Raw genomic sequence first — 20,402 nt, forward strand, 5'->3', positions numbered from 1 at the left:
TATGTGACTGAGTTACGCGAATGCGGCCAACGCAGCAGCAGCGCAAAAGATTCGTTTCATGCACAAAGAATTTGCCTGGCGGCTGTAGCGCGGTGGTCCCACCTGACCCCATGCCGAACTCAGAAGTGAAACGCCGTAGCGCCGATGGTAGTGTGGGGCCTCCCCATGCGAGAGTAGGGAACTGCCAGGCATCAAATTAGTACCATTTCCCGTGACGCGGAAGTGAGAGAAACACCTGAAGTCAGACTGAAGGTCTGGAATCAGTACAGAATCGGTGGAGCGGTAGTTCAGTTGGTTAGAATACCTGCCTGTCACGCAGGGGGTCGCGGGTTCGAGCCCCGTCCGTTCCGCCACCCTTTTAGGGGCGTAGTTCAATTGGTAGAGCACCGGTCTCCAAAACCGGGTGTTGGGAGTTCGAGTCTCTCCGCCCCTGCCATAAAAACAATCCTTTGCTCCGGCAAAGGATTTTTTTTGTCTAAAATTTACCTCTCAGACTCTCCATTTTCTTCCTTTCACGCCCAAAAACAGCAACCAAAAGAGTCAGTAATGGCTGACCCTGATGATCTCTGTTCTCTTTTTAAACCAATAAGTTATTTAATAACCGGAAATTTTAACAGCTGACGGATATGTGACTGTTGATCGCTGTTCTGTAACCAAACCGCATACAATGGACGTACCGCAACAGGCGTGTCCGGAATCACCAACAGGTCAGGATAAAGACTGTGCCAAACGTCGGGTAAAAACGCACAAGCTCCGGTAGTATGCAGCAATTGTCGGGTTAAATGCGCAGATGTGGTAGTGAGAACCGGCACATCATCAGCCCCTGCCAGGTAGCTTTGATGCTGATGAAAATCCGCACCCCATTCCAGTTTTATATAGTCATACTTTTCACGTTTTTCACTCTGGCGTGAGCGGAACAGCGTCAGTGAAATATGACCAATTTGCTGGCTGGTCAGCTCATCCATTTTCGGCGCTTCAGTGGTGATCAGCAGGTCGAGTTGACGCTCATGCAATTGCTTAACCAGCAGATGTCGCTGAGCGACCCGCGCTTCAAGGTGCAGGTTCTGCTGATTCTCATACAGCGATTGTAGCCACGGTGTCAGATAAGCTTCCCACAACGATGCACTGGCACCGATAGACAGCTCATGATGCTGCTGAGTGTGCGAAACCTCCTTCTTGGCCATCATCCAGGTACTCATCAGACTCTCGGCGTAGGGCAGTAAACGCTCTCCGGCAGCCGTCAGACGAATATTATTGCGATGGCGAGTAAAAAGATTCACACCTAACTGATTTTCCAACTGTCTGATACGAAAACTGACCGCAGACTGCGTGAGATAAAGTGCTTCAGCCGCACGCCCAAAGTGGCGAGTTCTGCTCACCTCAAGAAAGGTTTTAAGTAATTCCGTATCCACAGATATCTCCCAAAAATCATTTGTCGTAATGATTTAAATGTTTTGTTTTACACTCTGTCAAGCCTATCTAATACTCCGCGCCATAAATAGCACGGCCATATAAAGAGTCAGGAGCGTGTAAAATGGCGGAAAGCTTCGCAACAACTAATCGTTTTTTTGATAACAAACATTATCCACGCGGATTCTCTCGTCACGGTGATTTCACCATCAAGGAAGCGCAACTTCTTGAACGTCACGGTTATGCGTTCAATGAGCTGGATCTGGCAAAGCGTGAACCGGTAACGGAAGAAGAGCGTCTGTTTATCGAAGTGTGTCGTGGCGTACGTGAACCGCAAACAGAAGCGGAACGCGTCTGGTCAAAGTATATGACACGTATTAAGCGTCCGAAACGTTTTCATACCCTTTCAGGCGGTAAGCCGCAGATGGAAGGCGTTGAAGACTATTCTGACAGCGACGATTAAATTAAATGGGGCTTTCAGCCCCATTTTTCATTCCAGACTTTTATGCAGATGAATCAGCAGGCGATCGATAGCGCGATAGCTCAACGCTTCATGCAGATGTGTACGTTGTATCGCTTCTTCACCCGCCAGGTCAGCAATGGTGCGCGCAACCTTCACAATGCGTTGCCATGCCCTGACTGAAAGCCCCAGTTTATTGAGCACTGATTCCAGCCATTCAGCGTCCTGCTGCGATATCACACACCACTGCTGAATCTCACTGTTACTGAGCATGGCATTACACTTCCCGGCGCGACCCAACTGCCGTTCCCTGACCGCTAGCACCCGCTGTCTGACCGTCTCTGTTGATTCACTACACCGCTCGCGGCTGCTTAACATTCCCGAAGGCAATAATGGCACTTCCAGTGACAGATCAAATCGGTCGAGAAACGGTCCTGACAAGCGACTCAGATAGCGTAACGTTTGCTGTGGCGAGCTGCGACTATGAATGCCCTGGTAATGGCCTGAAGGGCTGGGATTCATTGCTGCAACCAGCTGAAAACGTGCCGGATAAGTGACTTTTGCGCGCGCACGTGAGATCGAAATTTCTCCCGACTCAATAGGTTCTCGTAATGCGTCCAGCGCGCGTCGCTCAAATTCCGGCAGTTCATCAAGGAACAGCACGCCATTATGGGCGAGAGAAATCTCACCCGGGCGCGGCAGCGAACCGCCGCCGACCAGCGCATACATCGAAGAGCTGTGATGAGGCGCACGGAACGGTCGCTGACGCCATTGTTTATGCATTGTGCCACTATCGACCAGGCTGGCAATCGCCGCGCACTCCAGTGCTTCGCTGTCGCTTAATGGCGGCATCAGACCCACCAGTCGGGTCGCCAGCATGGTTTTTCCCGTGCCGGGCGGGCCAATAAGCAGCAGATTATGCCCACCGGCGGCGGTAATTTCTAACGCGCGTTTGGCCTGCTGCTGACCGATAATTTCATTGAGATCGAGCGGATTACCGGTTTCAGCCGGCGCACTGGCAACGGCCGCAGTCAGGATGGCCTGACCATGTAAAAAAGCACAGACCTCCAGCAGGTTGCTGGCGATGAGGCTTTCACCCTGCTGAATTAAACCAACTTCCTGCTGATTATCATGCGACAGAATCAACTGACGGCCACAGTGCCGTGCCGCAATTGCCGCAGGTATAGCGCCCTGTACGGCCCGTAGCGCGCCGCTAAGTGCCAGCTCCCCCAGGAACTCACAGGCAGGCAATTTATCCCCAGGGACTTGCTCTGAGGCGGCAAGAATAGCGATAGCGATCGGCAGGTCGTACCTGCCTCCCTCTTTCGGCAAATCGGCCGGTGCAAGGTTTACGGTAATCCGTTTGGCCGGGAAGGTGAATCCGCTATTGATGATCGCACTTCTGACACGGTCACGCGCCTCTTTCACCGTCGTTTCGGGTAATCCAACCAGCGACAATGCTGGCAGCCCATTGCTTAAGTGCACTTCGACTGTAACCAGCGGAGCTTCTACTCCCAGCGCCGCGCGCGTTGAGACAATCGCTATCGTCATAATCACTCCTTGTTACCCGCCAGAGTGTCCTGAGAATCACTGAGTGACGATGGGCAAAGCAGAATGATGCGTGGCATGCCGAAAATAATCGTCGACGGTTGCAGAAGGATGAGTAATTTCTGACGATATATCGCAGAACTGGCGGAAAGATTCATCACGACAGGTGCGTAATGAACTTTTTTCAGTATCCGGCTTATTCGCGCGATAACAATCGCTTAACGTCGTTCTGTTTAACCCGTCTCAAAATTTCTCGCCGAAAAAAGTTGTCATAAGCTGGCTAACTGTGATAACTCTGTAGGCATTACTTCGAACAAGCGAAAAACCGAAACCGAAATGAAAGCCCTTCTACGAGTGATTAGCCTAGTCGTGATTAGCGTGGTGGTGATTATTATCACACCTTGCGGGGCTTCGCTTGGAGAAAGAAAGGCTTAGAAATCAAGTCTGAATTCACAAAAAACCCCCGCACCGAAAGGTCCGGGGGTTTTTTTTCGACCAGACGTAATGTCAGCGAATGAGAGAGGAATAAAGAATGAACAGTAGCATAAAATGCTGTTGTTCCCAGCGAGAGGCGGGGGAATAACTATGAATGGTGCTCAGTGGGTGGTTCAGGCGTTGCGTGCGCAAGGTGTAGAAACAGTATTCGGCTATCCGGGTGGCGCAATCATGCCGGTGTACGATGCACTCTATGATGGCGGCGTCGAGCACCTACTGTGTCGTCACGAGCAAGGTGCCGCAATGGCAGCAATCGGCTATGCGCGCTCTACCGGCAAAGTGGGCGTGTGTATCGCCACTTCCGGTCCGGGCGCGACTAATCTGATTACCGGCCTGGCAGATGCGATGATGGACTCTGTGCCGGTGGTGGCTATCACCGGGCAGGTATCGTCGGCCTTTATCGGCACCGATGCGTTTCAGGAGATCGATGTATTAGGTCTGTCGCTGGCGTGCACCAAACATAGTTTTCTGGTTGAGTCGCTCGACGATCTGCCTTCGGTAATGGCAGAAGCCTTTGCCATCGCCCAGTCTGGCCGCCCTGGCCCGGTGCTGGTCGATATTCCTAAAGATATTCAGCTGGCGAATGGTGAATTAACGCCGCATCTGCTGCCGGTAGAAGAAGCGCTGGCGCATCCGGTTAATGAGTTACAGCAGGCGCGTGCAATGCTGGCTCAGGCAAAAAAACCGGTGCTGTATGTTGGCGGCGGCGTGGGTATGGCGCAGGCGGTTCCGGCGCTGCGTGCCTTTGCAAAAGAGACGGGAATCCCGACTGTTGCCACGCTGAAGGGGCTGGGTGCACCGGACGCGAACGATGCCTGCTATCTGGGTATGCTCGGAATGCACGGCACCAAGGCTGCCAATTTCGCGGTTCAGCAGTGTGACTTGCTGATTGCGGTGGGTGCACGTTTTGACGACCGCGTCACCGGTAAGCTGGATACCTTCGCCCCACACGCCAGTGTGATTCATATGGATATCGACCCGGCCGAGCTGAACAAGCTGCGTCGTGCGCATGTTGCATTACAGGGTGATTTCAATCAGCTGCTGCCAGAGATGTATCAACCGATTGATATCACGGCCTGGCGCGAACATGTGATGGCGCTGAAGGCCGAGCACAGCTGGCGTTACGATCACCCGGGCGAAGCGATCTACGCGCCGCTGTTTTTACATCAGCTGTCGGCTCGCAAACCAGACAGCGCGGTAGTGACCACCGATGTCGGTCAGCACCAGATGTGGAGCGCTCAACATATGAGTTTTAGCGCGCCGGAGAATTTCATTACTTCCAGCGGGTTGGGCACGATGGGCTTTGGCCTGCCCGCCGCGGTAGGCGCACAGGTTGCGCGGCCGAATGACACGGTGATCTGCGTATCCGGCGACGGCTCATTTATGATGAATGTGCAGGAGCTGGGCACCATCAAGCGTAAACAGCTGCCGGTGAAAATCGTTCTGCTGGATAACCAACGGCTGGGTATGGTTCGCCAGTGGCAGCAACTGTTCTTCTCTGAACGCTACAGTGAGACCAACCTCTCTGATAATCCCGACTTCCTGATGCTGGCCCGCGCATTTGATATTCCCGGCCAGCGCATCACCCGAAAAGACCAGGTCGACGCCGCATTAGACGCTCTGCTGAACAGTGAAGGGCCTTACATGCTGCATGTTTCAATCGATGAGCATGAAAACGTCTGGCCACTGGTACCGCCTGGTGCCAGCAACGCAAATATGATGGAGAAAACCTCATGAATCAGCATCAATTGTCTATCGAAGCACGTTTCCGACCTGAAATATTGGAGCGCATTTTACGCGTTGTTCGCCATCGTGGATTCCAGATTTGTTCAATGAACATGGCCTCGTCGAGCAATGTGAGCAATATTAATATTGAAATGACCGTTGCCAGCCAACGCTCCGTCGATTTACTGTCAGTACAGCTGAGTAAATTAATGGACGTTGCCTGCGTTCAGGTTCAACAACAGACAACACAACAAATCCGCGCGTAGTCGCGAAAGGAAATAAGAATGACGACGAAGAAAGCAGACTTTATCTGGTTCAATGGCGAGATGGTTAAATGGGAAGACGCTAAGGTCAGCGTTATGTCCCACGCGCTGCACTACGGCACCTCCGTATTCGAAGGCGTCCGTTGCTACGACTCGCACAAAGGCCCGGTAGTTTTCCGCCATCGTGAACATATGCAGCGCCTGCATGACTCTGCCAAAATTTATCGTTTCCCGGTCAGTCAGAGCGTCGACGAGCTGATGGAAGCGTGCCGCGAAGTGCTGCGCAAAAACAACCTGAAAAGTGCTTATATTCGTCCGCTGGTATTTGTTGGTGATGTCGGTCTGGGCGTTAACCCGCCAGACGGTTATAGCACTGATGTGATTATCGCTGCTTTCCCATGGGGTGCTTACCTCGGTGCCGAAGCGCTGGAGCAGGGCATCGATGCCATGGTTTCCTCCTGGAACCGCGTGGCACCTAACACCCTGCCAACCGCAGCGAAAGCCGGTGGTAACTACCTCTCCTCTCTGCTGGTTGGCAGCGAAGCGCGTCGTCACGGTTATCAGGAAGGTATCGCGCTGGATACCCAGGGCTACATCTCTGAAGGCGCAGGCGAAAACCTGTTTGAAGTGAAAGATGGCATCCTGTTCACCCCGCCATTTACCTCTTCTGCCCTGCCAGGCATTACCCGTGATGCCATCATTAAATTAGCCAAAGATATGGGTATCGAAGTGCGTGAGCAGGTGCTGTCACGTGAATCCCTGTACCTGGCAGACGAAATCTTTATGTCCGGTACCGCTGCGGAAATCACCCCGGTGCGCAGCGTTGACGGTATCCAGGTCGGCGAGGGCAAACGTGGCCCGGTGACCAGGCGTATTCAACAAGCATTCTTCGGCCTGTTTACCGGTGAAACGGAAGACAAATGGGGCTGGCTGGATCAGGTAAACCCATAAGTATAACGATTTGGCGAGCGGGCCATTGTCCGCTCGCAACTTATTCAGACTGGAGTAAATAGAGCATGCCTAAGTACCGTTCCGCCACCACCACCCATGGCCGTAATATGGCGGGTGCCCGTGCCCTGTGGCGCGCTACCGGAATGACTGATGATGATTTCGGTAAGCCAATCATCGCGGTTGTTAACTCATTCACCCAATTCGTTCCAGGACACGTGCATCTGCGCGATCTTGGCAAACTGGTCGCTGAGCAGATTGAAGCGTCTGGCGGTGTGGCAAAAGAGTTCAACACCATCGCAGTCGATGACGGAATCGCCATGGGTCATGGTGGCATGCTGTATTCACTGCCGTCTCGCGAGCTGATTGCTGACTCCGTGGAATATATGGTGAATGCCCACTGCGCCGATGCGATGGTGTGTATCTCCAACTGCGACAAAATCACCCCGGGAATGTTGATGGCCTCGCTGCGCCTGAACATCCCGGTGATCTTTGTTTCCGGCGGTCCGATGGAAGCCGGTAAAACCAAGCTGTCCGACAAAATCATCAAGCTCGACCTGGTCGACGCGATGATTCAGGGCGCAAACCCGAATGTCAGCGATGCTGACAGCGACCAGATTGAGCGTTCCGCCTGTCCAACCTGCGGCTCCTGCTCCGGCATGTTTACTGCTAATTCAATGAACTGTCTGACTGAAGCGCTGGGTCTGTCGCAGCCGGGTAACGGTTCACTGCTGGCGACCCATGCCGACCGTAAACAGCTGTTCCTCAATGCCGGTAAACGTATTGTTGATCTGGCAAAACGTTACTATGAGCAGGACGATGAAAGCGCTTTGCCACGTAGCATCGCCAGTAAAGCGGCGTTTGAGAATGCGATGACGCTGGATATCGCCATGGGCGGTTCCACCAATACCGTACTGCACCTGCTGGCGGCGGCGCAGGAAGGTGAGATTGAGTTCGATATGAGTGATATCGACCGCCTGTCTCGCCTGGTGCCGCATCTGTGTAAAGTGGCACCAAGCACGCCGAAATACCATATGGAAGATGTGCACCGTGCGGGTGGCGTACTCGGTATTCTCGGTGAGCTGGATCGCGCCGGACTGATGAATAACGACGTGCGTAACGTACTGGGTCTGAACCTGAAACAGACGCTGGAACAGTACGACATCATGCTGACCAAAGACGAAGCGGTGAAGAAGATGTTTCGTGCCGGTCCGGCGGGCATTCGTACCACCCAGGCGTTCTCACAGGATTGCCGCTGGGACACGCTGGATGACGATCGTCAGGAAGGCTGTATCCGTTCGCGTGAATTTGCTTTCAGTCAGGATGGCGGCTTAGCGGTGCTGTACGGCAATATCGCGCAGGACGGCTGCATCGTGAAAACGGCTGGCGTCGAGAAAGAGAGCCATGTCTTCCGCGGCCCGGCAAAAGTGTATGAGTCACAGGATGACGCGGTTGAAGCGATTCTCGGTGGCAAAGTGGTGGCGGGCGACGTGGTGGTCATCCGCTACGAAGGGCCAAAAGGCGGGCCGGGCATGCAGGAAATGCTCTATCCGACCACTTATCTGAAATCGATGGGCCTCGGCAAAAGCTGTGCGCTGATCACCGACGGCCGTTTCTCCGGCGGGACTTCCGGTCTCTCTATCGGTCACGCTTCACCGGAAGCGGCTGCGGGCGGTGTTATCGCGCTGGTGAAAGACGGTGACATTATCGATATCGATATCCCGAACCGCGGCATTAAGCTGGATGTGCCGGATAACGAACTGCATGCGCGTCGTGAAGAGGAAGAGGCACGTGGTGCTGAAGCCTATACGCCGCACGGCCGTGTACGCCAGGTCTCTCTTGCACTGCGTGCTTATGCATTGCTGGCCACCAGTGCCGACAAGGGTGCGATCCGCGATAAGAGCAAGCTGGGAGGCTAAAAATGGCAGAGTCTCAACCGCTACCCGATGCACCTTGCGGAGCCGAATATCTGCGTGCGGTGTTGCGCGCGCCGGTCTACGAAGTGGCGCAGGTGACACCGCTGCAAAAAATGGAAAAAATTTCTTTGCGTCTGGGTAACACCATTCTGGTAAAACGCGAAGATCGTCAGCCGGTTCACAGCTTCAAGCTGCGCGGCGCTTACGCGATGATTGCCAGTCTGACGGAAGAGCAGAAAGCGCGTGGCGTGGTGACGGCTTCAGCGGGCAACCATGCCCAGGGCGTGGCGCTGTCGGCCACCAGGCTGGGGATTAAATCGCTGATCGTGATGCCGGTGACAACGGCGGATATCAAGGTCGATGCGGTGCGGGCGTTTGGCGGTGAGGCTTTCCTGTTTGGCGCGAACTTCGACGAAGCGAAAGCCAAAGCGATTGAACTGTCGGAAGCGCAGGGTTACACCTTTGTGCCTCCGTTCGATCACCCGGCGGTGATTGCTGGCCAGGGCACGCTGGCGATGGAACTGTTGCAGCAGGATGCGCACCTTGATCGGGTTTTTGTCCCGGTAGGCGGCGGTGGCCTGGCAGCCGGCGTGGCGGTGCTGATTAAACAGCTGATGCCGCAAATCAAAGTGATTGCGGTGGAAGCCGAAGACTCAGCCTGCCTGAAGGCCGCACTGGAAGCCGGTGAGCCGGTCGACCTGCCGCGTGTCGGGTTGTTTGCTGAAGGCGTGGCGGTCAAACGCATCGGCAATGAAACCTTCCGCCTGTGCCAGGAGTACCTCGACGATATCATTACCGTCGACAGCGACGCGATTTGCGCGGCGATGAAAGACCTGTTCGAGGATGTGCGTGCGGTGGCGGAGCCTTCCGGGGCGCTGGCGCTGGCGGGGATGAAGAAGTATATCCAGCAGCACGACATCAAAGGTGAACGGCTGGCGCATGTACTGTCGGGTGCCAACGTCAACTTCCACGGGCTGCGCTACGTTTCAGAGCGCTGCGAGCTGGGAGAACAGCGAGAAGCGCTACTGGCGGTCACCATCCCTGAGCAGCAAGGCAGCTTCCTGAAGTTTTGCCAGCTGTTAGGTGGCCGGGCGGTCACTGAGTTTAACTATCGCTATGCTGACGCCGATAACGCCTGCATTTTTGTTGGCGTGCGCTTAACCCGTGGCATTGAAGAGCGGGGTGAAATCATTGCTCAACTTAGCGAAGGCGGCTACAAGGTGGTGGATCTATCCGACGATGAAATGGCGAAGCTGCATGTGCGCTATATGGTCGGCGGACGCCCGTCAAAACCGCTGCGTGAAAGGCTGTTCAGCTTTGAATTCCCGGAGTCACCGGGCGCATTGCTGCGTTTTCTGCAGACGCTTGGCACCCACTGGAATATTTCGCTGTTCCATTACCGTAGCCACGGCACTGATTATGGTCGGGTACTGGCCGGTTTTGAACTCGGTGAAAACGAACCGGAATTTGAACAGCATCTCACCGCCTTGGGCTATGACTGCCACGATGAGACGCGTAATCCGGCGTTCAGCTTTTTCCTCGCCGGGAAATAATCCGCTTACCTACAGCAGATTCCAGAACGCATCGATAAGCGGCTCATTGAGCCGCTTTTTTTGTACGCAAACGCCCAGCTCGAACGGCGCAACCGACTCGACATTCTCCAGCACCAGCACCCGATTACGCACCGGCTCAGGGCTGTTCTCCAGCACCACATCCGGCAGCAGCGCAATACCGCAACCCAGCGCGACCATCGACACAATCGCCTCATGCCCCGATACCGTGGCGTAAATCAGCGGATTGGCGATGCGATGGCGGCGGAACCACAGGTCGATGCGCCGACGTGCCGGCCCCTGTTCAGGAAGGATAAACGGAATCTGCGACCAGTCCGGCTCCTCGTGAGTCGCCTGACTGCGCACCGGACACGACAGCGCCGGGGCAATCAACACCAGCGGAATATAGCCGAGCGGCGTGAAGTCGATACTCGCCGGTAAGGTTTCCGGTCGTCCGGCAATCGCCAGGTCAGCTTCGTTCGACTGGACTTTCTCCACCGCGTCGGCGGCATCGCCGGTCGTCAGCTTAATTTCAACCAGCGGATGTTCGGCGCGGAAGCGGTCGAGAATCGGTGGCAAATGGCTGTAGGCGGCAGTGACCGAGCAAAACAGCCGCATTTCGCCACTGAGTGAAGGGCCGTTCTGACCGATAGCATGGCGCAGCTGCTGATACTGCAACAAAGTATGCTGCGCGAACTGGCGCAGACGCTCACCGGCATCGGTCAGCGTGACGGTGCGATTATCACGTAAAAACAGTGCCTGCCCAAGATCCTCTTCCAGACGCTGAATCTGGCGTGACAGAGTCGAAGGGCTGACATGCATGGCGCGCGCCGAGCGGCCAAAATGGCGGCTTTCCGCCAGATGCAGGAAGAGTTTCAGGTCACGTAAATCCATGCGATGCGGGCCTCGTTTTTGCGTTGCAGTTCTTGCAATGTCACGTTGTTAATATATCAATTTAAGCAATGCATTTCCTGTCATATGATGGGGACAATTAACGGTGAGGCAAATAAGCGCCACACCATCAGAATAAATGATAAACACAACCTCATACGGAGTACCCATGGCTAACTATTTCAATACTTTGAACCTGCGCAACCAGTTAGCGCAATTAGGTAAATGTCGCTTTATGGCGCGTGATGAATTTGCTGATGAAGCAAGCTACCTGAAAGGTAAAAAAGTCGTCATCGTTGGTTGTGGTGCTCAGGGCCTGAACCAGGGTCTGAACATGCGCGACTCTGGTCTGGATGTGGCTTACGCTCTGCGCGCTGAAGCGATTGCAGAAAAACGTGCTTCATGGCGTAAAGCGACCGAAAACGGTTTTAAAGTTGGCACTTACGAAGATCTGATCCCGCAGGCCGATCTGGTGGTTAACCTGACGCCGGACAAGCAGCACTCGGCTGTCGTTCAGGCGGTTCAGCCACTGATGAAAGATGGCGCTGCGCTGGGCTACTCCCACGGTTTTAACATCGTTGAAGTGGGCGAGCAGGTTCGTAAAGACATCACCGTTGTGATGGTTGCGCCAAAATGTCCGGGTACCGAAGTGCGTGAAGAGTACAAACGTGGTTTCGGCGTACCGACGCTGATCGCGGTTCACCCGGAAAACGATCCGAAAGGCGAAGGTATGGCGATTGCTAAAGCCTGGGCGGCGGCAACAGGTGGCCATCGCGCCGGTGTTCTGGAGTCTTCTTTCGTTGCTGAAGTGAAATCTGACCTGATGGGCGAGCAGACTATTCTGTGTGGCATGTTACAGGCCGGTTCACTGCTGTGCTTCGACAAGTTGGTAGCGGAAGGGACTGACCCGGCTTATGCCGAAAAACTGATTCAGTTCGGCTGGGAAACGGTGACCGAAGCACTGAAGCAGGGCGGTATTACCCTGATGATGGATCGCCTGTCTAACCCGGCTAAACTGCGTGCTTTCGCACTGTCTGAGCAGCTGAAAGAGATTATGGCTCCGCTGTTCCAGAAACATATGGATGACATTATTTCCGGCGAATTCTCATCCGGTATGATGGCTGACTGGGCGAACGACGATAAAAATCTGCTGGGCTGGCGTGAAGAGACCGGTAAAACGGCATTTGAAACCGCACCACAGTTCGAAGGCAAGATTGCTGAGCAGGAATACTTCGATCACGGCGTGCTGATGATTGCGATGGTGAAAGCGGGCGTTGAGCTGGCGTTCGAAACCATGGTTGATGCCGGCATCATTGAAGAGTCTGCCTACTACGAATCACTGCATGAACTGCCGCTGATCGCGAACACTATCGCACGTAAGCGTCTGTATGAAATGAACGTGGTTATCTCTGATACTGCGGAATATGGTAACTATCTGTTCTCGTATGCGGCAGTGCCACTGCTGAAAGAGTTTATGACCACGCTGCAGGCGGGCGATCTGGGTAAATCCGTTGCCACTACTACCGTTGATAATGCGCAGCTGCGTGATGTTAACGAAGCGATTCGTAACCATCCAATCGAGTCTGTTGGCCGCAAACTGCGTGGCTACATGACCGATATGAAACGTATCGCGGTAGCAGGCTAATTCAGGGCGGCGAAAACACCGCCCCTGCGAGGCGCCTTCGGGCGCCTTTTTTAATTGCGGTACAACACTTTGATGATGTGGTAGCCAAACTGCGTGTGCAGTGGACCATAAGGTTCCAGCAGCGGGCAGGAGAACACCACTTTATCAAAAGCAGGAACCATTGCTCCTTGCTTAAACTCACCTAAATGACCGCCTTTTTTGCCTGACGGGCAGGTGGAGTGCTTCTTCGCCAGCTTCTCGAAGTCGCCGCCATTTTTCAGTTGCTCCAGAATATCCAGAGCCTGTTTCTCTTCCTTAACAAGGATATGCAATGCTGCCGCAGTTTTTGCCATTATCGTACCTTGAGTCTTGGGGTTTCCGCTCGCTATACTACCACGCTATTATTTCTTCCCTCCGCAATTTCATTGAGTGACTTCCCCTATGCGTCTGAATCCTGGCCAACAACAAGCGGTAGAATTTGTCACCGGACCTTGTCTGGTGCTGGCGGGAGCGGGTTCTGGCAAGACGCGCGTGATAACCAATAAGATTGCCCATCTGATCCGCGAATGCGGTTACCAGGCGCGCCATATTGCGGCGGTGACTTTTACCAATAAAGCCTCGCGTGAAATGAAAGAGCGCGTGGCGCAAACCCTCGGTCGCAAAGAGGCGCGCGGGCTGATGATCTCCACTTTCCACACGCTGGGGCTGGAAATTATTAAACGCGAGTATGCGGCGCTGGGAATGAAATCCAACTTCTCGCTGTTTGACGATCAGGATCAGCTGGCGCTGTTAAAAGATCTGACGGAAGAGTGGCTGGAAAATGATAAAAATCTGCTGCAACAGCTGATCTCGACCATCTCCAACTGGAAAAACGATCTGATCGATCCTCCTCGTGCGGCGGCGCAGGTCAGCGGTGAGCGCGATAAAATTTTTGCCCACTGCTATGCGCTGTACGATCGTCACTTAAAGTCCTGCAACGTGCTGGATTTTGACGATCTGATTCTGCTGCCGACCTTGCTACTGCAACGTAATGAAGAGGTGCGCGAGCGCTGGCAACAGCGTATTCGCTATCTGCTGGTGGATGAATATCAGGATACCAACACCAGTCAGTATGAGCTGGTCAAACTGCTGGTCGGATCGCGTGCGCGTTTTACCGTAGTGGGTGATGACGACCAGTCGATCTACTCGTGGCGCGGTGCGCGGCCACAAAACCTGGTGCTGCTAAAAGAGGATTTTCCTGCGTTGCAGGTGATTAAGCTGGAGCAGAACTATCGTTCCTCCGAGCGCATCCTGAAAGCGGCGAATATCCTGATCGCCAATAATCCGCACGTATTTGAAAAACGGCTGTTTTCCGAGCTGGGCTATGGTGCGGAGCTGAAAGTGGTGACCGCCAACCATGAAGAGCATGAGGCCGAGCGGGTGACTGGCGAGCTGATCGCCCATCACTTTATCAATAAAACCCAGTACAAAGATTACGCCATTCTTTATCGCGGGAATCATCAGTCGCGGGTATTTGAAAAAATGCTGATGCAGAACCGTATTCCCTATCGCATTTCGGGTGGCACCTCATTCTTCTCGCGTCCGGAAATTAAGGATCTGCTGGCCTATCTGCGCATTCTCACCAACGCTGATGACGACAGCGCTTTTCTGCGCATTGTGAATACGCCACGGCGTGAAATTGGTCCGGCGACTTTGCAAAAACTGGGTGAGTGGGCGATGCAGCGCAATAAAAGCCTGTTTACCGCCAGCTTTGATATGGGGCTCAGTCAGACACTTACCGGTCGCGGTCTTGAATCATTGCAGCGTTTCACCAGCTGGTTGCAGGAAATTGCCCGACTGGCAGAGCGTGAGCCGATTGTGGCAGTGCGGGATTTGATTCGCGGTATCGACTACGAAAGCTGGTTATTTGAAACCTCGGCCAGTCCAAAAGCCGCTGAAATGCGGATGAAAAACGTCAATACCCTGTTCCAGTGGATGTCAGAAATGCTGGAAGGCAGTGATATCGACGAGCCAATGAGTTTAACTCAGGTGGTGACGCGCTTTACGCTACGCGACATGATGGAGCGCGGGGAAAGTGACGAAGAGCTGGATCAGGTTCAGTTGATGACGCTGCACGCTTCCAAAGGCCTTGAGTTCCCATACGTTTATCTGGTCGGCATGGAAGAGGGGCTGCTGCCGCATCAGAGCAGTATCGATGAAAACAATGTCGAGGAAGAGCGCCGTCTGGCCTACGTGGGTATCACCCGCGCCCAGAAAGAGCTGACCTTTACCCTGTGCCGTGAGCGCCGCCAGTATGGCGAAATGGTGCGGCCAGAACCGAGTCGTTTTCTGCTGGAATTGCCGCAGGACGATCTGAAATGGGAAAGCGAACGTAAAGTGGTCAGCGCGCAGGAACGTATGCAAACCGGCCAGAGTCGGGTCGCCAATTTGCGTGCGATGTTAGATAAGGCGAAAGGCGGCTAGTCTCAGGAAATCGTCAGCGGCCAGTGAACATAACTCTGCCAGTGACTTTCCTGTTCGAGCAATTCAGCGCGTAACGGATGCGCCTCCAGCCAGCCAGCCGGTAAGGTCAGATGCAAAGTATCATCATCAGCCTGCAATCGCACCGCCGGCAGGGTGTCGTCACGACGGCGGCTGGCGAAAATAATCGCTAAACGCAGCAGTCGGCACAGGCGCTCTGCCATACGTGGCGGCACGGCATTTTGTTGGCTCAATAGTGCCAGATCGATGCTGTTTCCCTGATTTTGTAGCAACGTTGCCAGCAGTTTTTTCTGAGCGGGAGTGAAGCCAGGCAGGTCAAGATGACGAACTAAATAAGCGGCATGCTGGGGTGCTTGTTTAAAATCGACGCTGAGGCCAATTTCGTGGATCAGAGTGGCGCTTTCCAGCAGTTCCCGACATCGTTCATCCAGCTTCCACTGCTGGCTCACCTGGCGGGAAAAACTTTCCGCCAGCTGGCGCACGCGTTCTGCCTGTTCGGCATCAATGGTAAAACGGCGCTGAATATTTTGCAGCGTACGGCTGCGAATATCGCGGTCAATGGGCAGATGCAGCATGCCATACACCAGGCCTTCGCGCAGTGCGCCGCCCGCCAGCAACATGCTTTCAATATTCAGCTCCTGAAAAATGGCGATCAAAATCGATAAGCCACTCGGAAATACCAGCGCACGTTCCAGCGTAAGTCCTTCAATTTCCAGCTCTTCCAGCTTGCCACACTGAATGGCGCGCTGTTTTAGCTGCTGAAGTTTACTCAGGGTGATGCGTTCATCCATTCCCTGCGCCACCATTATTTCCTGCAACGCCTGAACGGTGCCGGAAGCCCCTACGCACACCTGCCAGCCGTGAGTTCGCAGGGTGTCGGCAATCGGCTGAATCATGGCGCGAGCCGCCTGTTCGGCCTGCTCAAAATTCGCCTTGCCCAGATGGCGATCGGCGAAGTAGCGCTCCAGCCAGGTGACACAACCCATTGGCAGACTGAACAACGAGGTAGCCTGTGAGCCATTGCCAGTGACCAGTTCAGTACTGCCACCGCCAATATCCACCACTAAACGACGATCGGAACCACCGGTCGTATGAGCAACACCCTGATAAATCAGGCGGGCCTCTTCTTCGCCGGTGATCACGTTAATCGGGCAACCCAGAATGTCCCCCGCGGTTTGCAAAAAAGCATCCGCATTGGCTGCCAGTCGCAGCGTGGCGGTCGCCACTACGCGAATCTGCTCCGGGGGAATGTCCTGTAACTGCTCGGAAAACAGTTTCAGACACTGCCAGCCGCGCGCCATCGCTTCATCAGACAGATGATTTTCCGGGTCAAGACCCGCCGCGAGACGCACTTTACGCTTTATACGCGCAACGGTCTGGATATTACCCGCCACCTCGCGCACCACCAACATATGAAAACTGTTAGACCCGAGATCTATCGCAGCATAGAGTGATGAGGCGCTTAGCATGGCTGGCTTAACTCGAACGTTTACGGTTATTGTTACGCGGCGCACTACCACGGCGGTTATTATTATTACCACCACGACGCGGGCCATTGCCTGAACGATTACGCGTTAAGCGCTTCGGCGGCGGTAGATCGGTCATCAGCGCATCGCTGTTGTATTTGCTGACCGGAATGTTGTGGCCGATATACTCTTCGATTGCCGGCAGGTTGAGTGCGTACTCTTCACAGGCGAGGCTAATCGAGTGACCACTGGCGCCAGCACGACCGGTACGGCCGATACGGTGCACATAGTCTTCGCGATCGTCAGGTAAGTCGTAGTTGAACACGTGAGTCACGGCAGGAATATGTAAACCACGCGCAGCAACATCGGTCGCTACCAGGATATCCACGTCACCTTTAGTGAAATCCTCAAGGATACGCAGGCGTTTTTTCTGCGCCACATCACCGGTCAGCAAACCGACGCGATGTCCGTCGGCAGCCAGGTGGCCCCAGACGTCTTCACAGCGGTGCTTGGTGTTGGCAAACACGATGGCACGATCTGGCCACTCTTCTTCCAGCAGCGTCTGTAACAAACGCATCTTTTCTTCGTTAGAAGGGTAGAACAGCTCTTCCTGAATGCGGTGGCCGGTTTTTTGCTCTGGCTCGACTTCAATATACTCGGCGTTATTCATATGTTCGAAAGCGAGCTCACGAACGCGCCAGGAGAGGGTGGCGGAGAACAGCATATTAAGGCGCTGGTTGGTGGCCGGCATACGGCGGAATAACCAACGGATGTCTTTAATAAAGCCAAGATCGAACATGCGATCGGCTTCATCGAGTACCACGACCTGAATGGCGCCGAGGTTGATATGGTTCTGTTTGGCATAATCGATCAGACGACCGGTGGTACCAATCAGCACGTCCACGCCGCTTTCCAGCACTTTAAGCTGTTTATCGTAACCATCACCGCCGTAAGCCAGACCTAATTTCAGGCCGGTAGACTTGGTCAGAGGTTCGGCGTCGGCATGGATTTGCACGGCCAGTTCACGCGTCGGAGCCATGATTAGCGCGCGCGGTTGATTCACCTGGCGACCTTCTGCAGCCGGGTGAGAAAGAAGATGATGGAACGTTGACGTCAGAAACGCCATCGTTTTGCCGGTACCGGTTTGCGCCTGACCTGCTACATCACGCCCTTCGAGCGTGAAAGGTAATGCGAGCGCCTGGATAGGCGTGCAGTTATGAAACCCTTTACTTTCAAGAGCTTCAATGACCTGAGGGTGCAGGGCGAAGTCGGAAAACTTCTGTTCGGTTAAGTGTGTTTTGCTCATAGTGTGGTAGAATATCAGCTTACTATTGCTTTACGAAAGCGTATCCGGTGAAATAAAGTCAACCTAAGTTGGCAGATTTTACGCCAACCAGCCAGGCATAATCTTGTGGAGTAAGACATGAGCAGCGATAAAATTGTTCACCTGACCGATGACAGCTTCGAAACCGACGTCCTGAAAGCCGAAGGTTTAACGCTGGTTGATTTCTGGGCAGAGTGGTGTGGCCCATGCAAAATGATTGCACCGATTCTGGATGAAGTCGCTGACGAGTACGAAGGTAAGCTGACCATCGCCAAGCTGAATATCGACGAAAACCCAGGCACTGCGCCTAAGTACGGTATTCGCGGTATCCCGACACTGTTGTTATTCAAAAACGGTGAAGTGGCAGCAACGAAAGTTGGCGCACTGTCTAAAGGCCAGCTGAAAGAGTTCCTGGACTCAAATCTGGGCTAAACCCTGGTCGGCTCTGGCGGTCTTCTTAATTTTATGCAGACCGCTAGACGCCCGGCTTTAAGCGTGCTAAGTTACTTTTACTGCATTGCAAACTTACTTACCTGGTAGTTTGAATCTTAGATTTTCCCTTGTTGAGCACTGTATTTCGCACTGAAATAACCAGGCATTCAGCAATCTGACGGTTAGCATCAATAATTTCCGGCATCGCGTTCCAACCGTCTCCTCGTTTTCAGATCAGCATTTTCCTGCAAATGATCGCCGAGCGGACAACGGAAACAGTGCCATAAAACAGGCATGGACGATATTGCCATACCTTTCACGACAATCATTTCGAGATTTACCCCGAGTTTAAGAACCCACCATTATGAATCTTACCGAATTAAAAAATACGCCGGTTTCTGATCTGATAACTCTCGGCGAAAATATGGGGCTGGAAAACCTGGCCCGCATGCGCAAACAGGACATTATTTTCGCCATCCTTAAGCAGCATGCAAAAAGTGGCGAAGATATCTTCGGCGATGGCGTGTTGGAGATATTGCAGGACGGATTTGGTTTCCTCCGTTCTGGAGACAGCTCCTACCTCGCCGGTCCCGATGATATCTACGTTTCTCCCAGCCAAATCCGCCGTTTTAACCTCCGCACTGGTGATACCATTTCAGGCAAGATTCGTCCGCCAAAAGAGGGCGAGCGTTATTTTGCACTGCTGAAGGTTAATGAGGTTAACTACGACAAACCCGAAAACGCGCGTAGCAAAATTCTGTTTGAGAACCTAACGCCGCTGCACGCTAACTCGCGTCTGCGTATGGAGCGTGGTAATGGTTCTACCGAAGATTTAACCGCACGTGTACTCGACCTGGCTTCGCCAATCGGTCGTGGTCAGCGTGGTTTGATCGTCGCACCGCCAAAAGCGGGTAAAACCATGCTGCTGCAGAACATTGCGCAGAGCATTGCCTACAATCATCCTGATTGTGTGCTGATGGTATTGCTGATCGACGAACGTCCGGAAGAAGTGACCGAAATGCAGCGTCTGGTTAAGGGTGAAGTGATTGCTTCTACCTTTGATGAGCCGGCATCACGGCACGTGCAAGTTGCCGAGATGGTTATCGAGAAAGCCAAGCGTCTGGTTGAGCACAAGAAAGATGTCATCATCCTGCTTGACTCCATTACTCGTCTGGCACGTGCTTATAACACCGTAGTACCGGCTTCCGGTAAAGTGTTAACCGGTGGTGTGGATGCTAACGCCCTGCATCGTCCGAAGCGTTTCTTCGGTGCTGCGCGTAACGTGGAAGAGGGCGGAAGCCTGACCATCATCGCGACCGCGCTGGTCGATACCGGTTCGAAGATGGATGAAGTAATTTACGAAGAGTTTAAAGGCACCGGTAACATGGAGCTGCATCTCGCCCGTAAAATTGCTGAAAAACGCGTCTTCCCGGCAATCGACTACAACCGCTCCGGTACCCGTAAAGAAGAGCTGCTGACTTCCCAGGAAGAGCTGCAGAAAATGTGGATCCTGCGCAAGATTATTCACCCGATGGGTGAGATCGATGCGATGGAGTTCCTCATCAATAAGTTGGCGATGACCAAAACCAACGACGAATTCTTCGATATGATGAAGCGCTCCTAAAAAACAGAAAAATCCCATAAATCGCCACGCTCAGACGTGGCGTTTTTCGTTTATGGGCTATACGATATGTGGTGCCCGAGGGATTGCTCGGGTAGCACCGTAGTAGATGTGATCTTAATCTGGATTAAAATTAGCCCTTCTCCGTGGCGCTTTCTTTCAGTTTTCACTGATGGAATGTTTACGGAAATCGCGGTTAACTGTTCAAACGGGCCCCGAGCCCGCATATAAAATGATGGCAAGGATAG

17 protein-coding genes, 2 tRNA genes and 1 rRNA gene are annotated in these 20,402 nt (G+C 53.5%); 14 read left to right on the forward strand and 6 right to left on the reverse strand.

The window, feature by feature from the left end; all coding sequences use genetic code 11:
* Positions 1-74 precede the first annotated feature (74 nt).
* The 3 genes from rrf to NG42_RS15425 all read left to right on the forward strand — a co-directional run bounded on the left by rrf (position 75) and on the right by NG42_RS15425 (position 436).
* Positions 75-190, forward strand: a 5S ribosomal RNA gene (gene rrf / locus NG42_RS15415).
* Between the two features lie 86 nt (positions 191-276).
* Positions 277-353, forward strand: a tRNA-Asp gene (locus tag NG42_RS15420).
* Positions 354-360: 7 nt separating this feature from the next.
* Positions 361-436: transfer RNA gene (locus NG42_RS15425), tRNA-Trp, on the forward strand.
* A gap of 154 nt (positions 437-590) precedes the next feature.
* Here NG42_RS15425 and hdfR read toward each other — a convergent pair.
* Positions 591-1,412, reverse strand: coding sequence for an HTH-type transcriptional regulator HdfR (hdfR, locus tag NG42_RS15430; protein WP_052900515.1), 822 nt, complete (start codon positions 1,410-1,412; stop codon positions 591-593).
* 122 nt (positions 1,413-1,534) lie between these two features.
* Between hdfR and NG42_RS15435 the strand changes: the two genes are divergently transcribed.
* On the forward strand, positions 1,535-1,873 hold the full coding sequence (locus NG42_RS15435; RefSeq protein ID WP_052900516.1) for a MaoP family protein: 339 nt from the start codon (positions 1,535-1,537) through the stop codon (positions 1,871-1,873).
* A gap of 27 nt (positions 1,874-1,900) precedes the next feature.
* On the opposite strand, the gene NG42_RS15440 is transcribed toward NG42_RS15435, so the two are convergent.
* On the reverse strand, positions 1,901-3,421 hold the full coding sequence (locus tag NG42_RS15440) for a YifB family Mg chelatase-like AAA ATPase (protein ID WP_052900517.1): 1,521 nt from the start codon (positions 3,419-3,421) through the stop codon (positions 1,901-1,903).
* Positions 3,422-3,754: 333 nt separating this feature from the next.
* Between NG42_RS15440 and ilvL the strand changes: the two genes are divergently transcribed.
* The 6 genes from ilvL to ilvA all read left to right on the forward strand — a co-directional run bounded on the left by ilvL (position 3,755) and on the right by ilvA (position 10,318).
* The gene (ilvL, locus tag NG42_RS22110; RefSeq protein WP_072133251.1) at positions 3,755-3,853 is read left to right on the forward strand and encodes an ilv operon leader peptide; all 99 of its coding nucleotides are present in this window, start codon (positions 3,755-3,757) and stop codon (positions 3,851-3,853) included.
* Between the two features lie 150 nt (positions 3,854-4,003).
* Positions 4,004-5,650: an acetolactate synthase 2 catalytic subunit gene (ilvG, locus tag NG42_RS15445; RefSeq protein ID WP_052900519.1), complete on the forward strand. Its 1,647-nt coding sequence runs from the start codon at positions 4,004-4,006 to the stop codon at positions 5,648-5,650.
* A complete protein-coding gene (gene ilvM / locus NG42_RS15450) occupies positions 5,647-5,904 on the forward strand; it encodes an acetolactate synthase 2 small subunit (protein WP_052900520.1) in 258 nt (85 codons plus the stop codon). Before ilvG ends, ilvM begins: the two co-directional genes overlap by 4 nt.
* Positions 5,905-5,922: 18 nt before the next feature.
* Positions 5,923-6,852, forward strand: coding sequence for a branched-chain-amino-acid transaminase (ilvE, locus tag NG42_RS15455; RefSeq protein WP_052900521.1), 930 nt, complete (start codon positions 5,923-5,925; stop codon positions 6,850-6,852).
* Positions 6,853-6,917: 65 nt separating this feature from the next.
* Positions 6,918-8,768, forward strand: a complete 1,851-nt coding sequence (gene ilvD, locus NG42_RS15460; RefSeq protein ID WP_052900523.1) for a dihydroxy-acid dehydratase — start codon at positions 6,918-6,920, stop codon at positions 8,766-8,768.
* Positions 8,769-8,770: 2 nt separating this feature from the next.
* A complete protein-coding gene (ilvA, locus tag NG42_RS15465; RefSeq protein ID WP_052900524.1) occupies positions 8,771-10,318 on the forward strand; it encodes a threonine ammonia-lyase, biosynthetic in 1,548 nt (515 codons plus the stop codon).
* A gap of 9 nt (positions 10,319-10,327) precedes the next feature.
* Here the strand turns inward: ilvA and ilvY are convergent, their stop codons facing one another.
* A complete protein-coding gene (gene ilvY, locus NG42_RS15470) occupies positions 10,328-11,209 on the reverse strand; it encodes an HTH-type transcriptional activator IlvY (protein WP_052900525.1) in 882 nt (293 codons plus the stop codon).
* Between the two features lie 166 nt (positions 11,210-11,375).
* Here ilvY and ilvC point away from each other — a divergent pair, with 166 nt between their 5' ends.
* On the forward strand, positions 11,376-12,851 hold the full coding sequence (gene ilvC / locus NG42_RS15475) for a ketol-acid reductoisomerase (protein ID WP_052900526.1): 1,476 nt from the start codon (positions 11,376-11,378) through the stop codon (positions 12,849-12,851).
* A gap of 50 nt (positions 12,852-12,901) precedes the next feature.
* Here the strand turns inward: ilvC and ppiC are convergent, their stop codons facing one another.
* Positions 12,902-13,183 carry a peptidylprolyl isomerase PpiC gene (ppiC, locus tag NG42_RS15480; RefSeq protein ID WP_052900528.1) on the reverse strand — a complete coding sequence of 94 codons (282 nt, stop codon included), beginning with the start codon at positions 13,181-13,183 and terminating at the stop codon, positions 12,902-12,904.
* Between the two features lie 88 nt (positions 13,184-13,271).
* Here ppiC and rep point away from each other — a divergent pair, with 88 nt between their 5' ends.
* Positions 13,272-15,293, forward strand: a complete 2,022-nt coding sequence (rep, locus tag NG42_RS15485; protein WP_052900529.1) for a DNA helicase Rep — start codon at positions 13,272-13,274, stop codon at positions 15,291-15,293.
* Positions 15,294-15,295: 2 nt separating this feature from the next.
* Here the strand turns inward: rep and gppA are convergent, their stop codons facing one another.
* On the reverse strand, positions 15,296-16,780 hold the full coding sequence (gene gppA / locus NG42_RS15490; protein WP_052900530.1) for a guanosine-5'-triphosphate,3'-diphosphate diphosphatase: 1,485 nt from the start codon (positions 16,778-16,780) through the stop codon (positions 15,296-15,298).
* 7 nt (positions 16,781-16,787) lie between these two features.
* Positions 16,788-18,083: an ATP-dependent RNA helicase RhlB gene (gene rhlB, locus NG42_RS15495; RefSeq protein WP_052900531.1), complete on the reverse strand. Its 1,296-nt coding sequence runs from the start codon at positions 18,081-18,083 to the stop codon at positions 16,788-16,790.
* A gap of 117 nt (positions 18,084-18,200) precedes the next feature.
* On the opposite strand from rhlB, the gene trxA reads away from it, so the two are divergent.
* Together trxA and rho are read left to right on the forward strand one after the other, a co-directional pair.
* Entirely contained in the window at positions 18,201-18,533 is a 333-nt protein-coding gene (trxA, locus tag NG42_RS15500) for a thioredoxin TrxA (RefSeq protein WP_052900532.1), read from the forward strand.
* Positions 18,534-18,897: 364 nt separating this feature from the next.
* Positions 18,898-20,157 (forward strand): transcription termination factor Rho, encoded by a 1,260-nt coding sequence (gene rho, locus NG42_RS15505; protein WP_052900533.1) that lies wholly within the window; start codon positions 18,898-18,900, stop codon positions 20,155-20,157.
* The last annotated feature ends 245 nt before the right edge of the window (positions 20,158-20,402 follow it).

The organism is Winslowiella iniecta, assembly GCF_001267535.1.
Lineage (GTDB): Bacteria > Pseudomonadota > Gammaproteobacteria > Enterobacterales > Enterobacteriaceae > Erwinia > Erwinia iniecta.

Excerpts from the sequence above, each read along its gene's own strand:
- ilvE (WP_052900521.1), top strand. The coding sequence starts at position 5,923 with ATGACGACGAAGAAAGCAGACTTTATCTGGTTCAATGGCGAGATGGTT.
- rhlB (WP_052900531.1), bottom strand. The coding sequence starts at position 18,083 with ATGAGCAAAACACACTTAACCGAACAGAAGTTTTCCGACTTCGCCCTG.
- rho (WP_052900533.1), top strand. The coding sequence starts at position 18,898 with ATGAATCTTACCGAATTAAAAAATACGCCGGTTTCTGATCTGATAACT.
- gppA (WP_052900530.1), bottom strand. The coding sequence starts at position 16,780 with ATGCTAAGCGCCTCATCACTCTATGCTGCGATAGATCTCGGGTCTAAC.
- ppiC (WP_052900528.1), bottom strand. The coding sequence starts at position 13,183 with ATGGCAAAAACTGCGGCAGCATTGCATATCCTTGTTAAGGAAGAGAAA.
- ilvG (WP_052900519.1), top strand. The coding sequence starts at position 4,004 with ATGAATGGTGCTCAGTGGGTGGTTCAGGCGTTGCGTGCGCAAGGTGTA.
- ilvA (WP_052900524.1), top strand. The coding sequence starts at position 8,771 with ATGGCAGAGTCTCAACCGCTACCCGATGCACCTTGCGGAGCCGAATAT.
- ilvY (WP_052900525.1), bottom strand. The coding sequence starts at position 11,209 with ATGGATTTACGTGACCTGAAACTCTTCCTGCATCTGGCGGAAAGCCGC.
- trxA (WP_052900532.1), top strand. The coding sequence starts at position 18,201 with ATGAGCAGCGATAAAATTGTTCACCTGACCGATGACAGCTTCGAAACC.
- NG42_RS15435 (WP_052900516.1), top strand. The coding sequence starts at position 1,535 with ATGGCGGAAAGCTTCGCAACAACTAATCGTTTTTTTGATAACAAACAT.
- ilvM (WP_052900520.1), top strand. The coding sequence starts at position 5,647 with ATGAATCAGCATCAATTGTCTATCGAAGCACGTTTCCGACCTGAAATA.
- ilvD (WP_052900523.1), top strand. The coding sequence starts at position 6,918 with ATGCCTAAGTACCGTTCCGCCACCACCACCCATGGCCGTAATATGGCG.
- ilvL (WP_072133251.1), top strand. The coding sequence starts at position 3,755 with ATGAAAGCCCTTCTACGAGTGATTAGCCTAGTCGTGATTAGCGTGGTG.
- ilvC (WP_052900526.1), top strand. The coding sequence starts at position 11,376 with ATGGCTAACTATTTCAATACTTTGAACCTGCGCAACCAGTTAGCGCAA.
- rep (WP_052900529.1), top strand. The coding sequence starts at position 13,272 with ATGCGTCTGAATCCTGGCCAACAACAAGCGGTAGAATTTGTCACCGGA.
- NG42_RS15440 (WP_052900517.1), bottom strand. The coding sequence starts at position 3,421 with ATGACGATAGCGATTGTCTCAACGCGCGCGGCGCTGGGAGTAGAAGCT.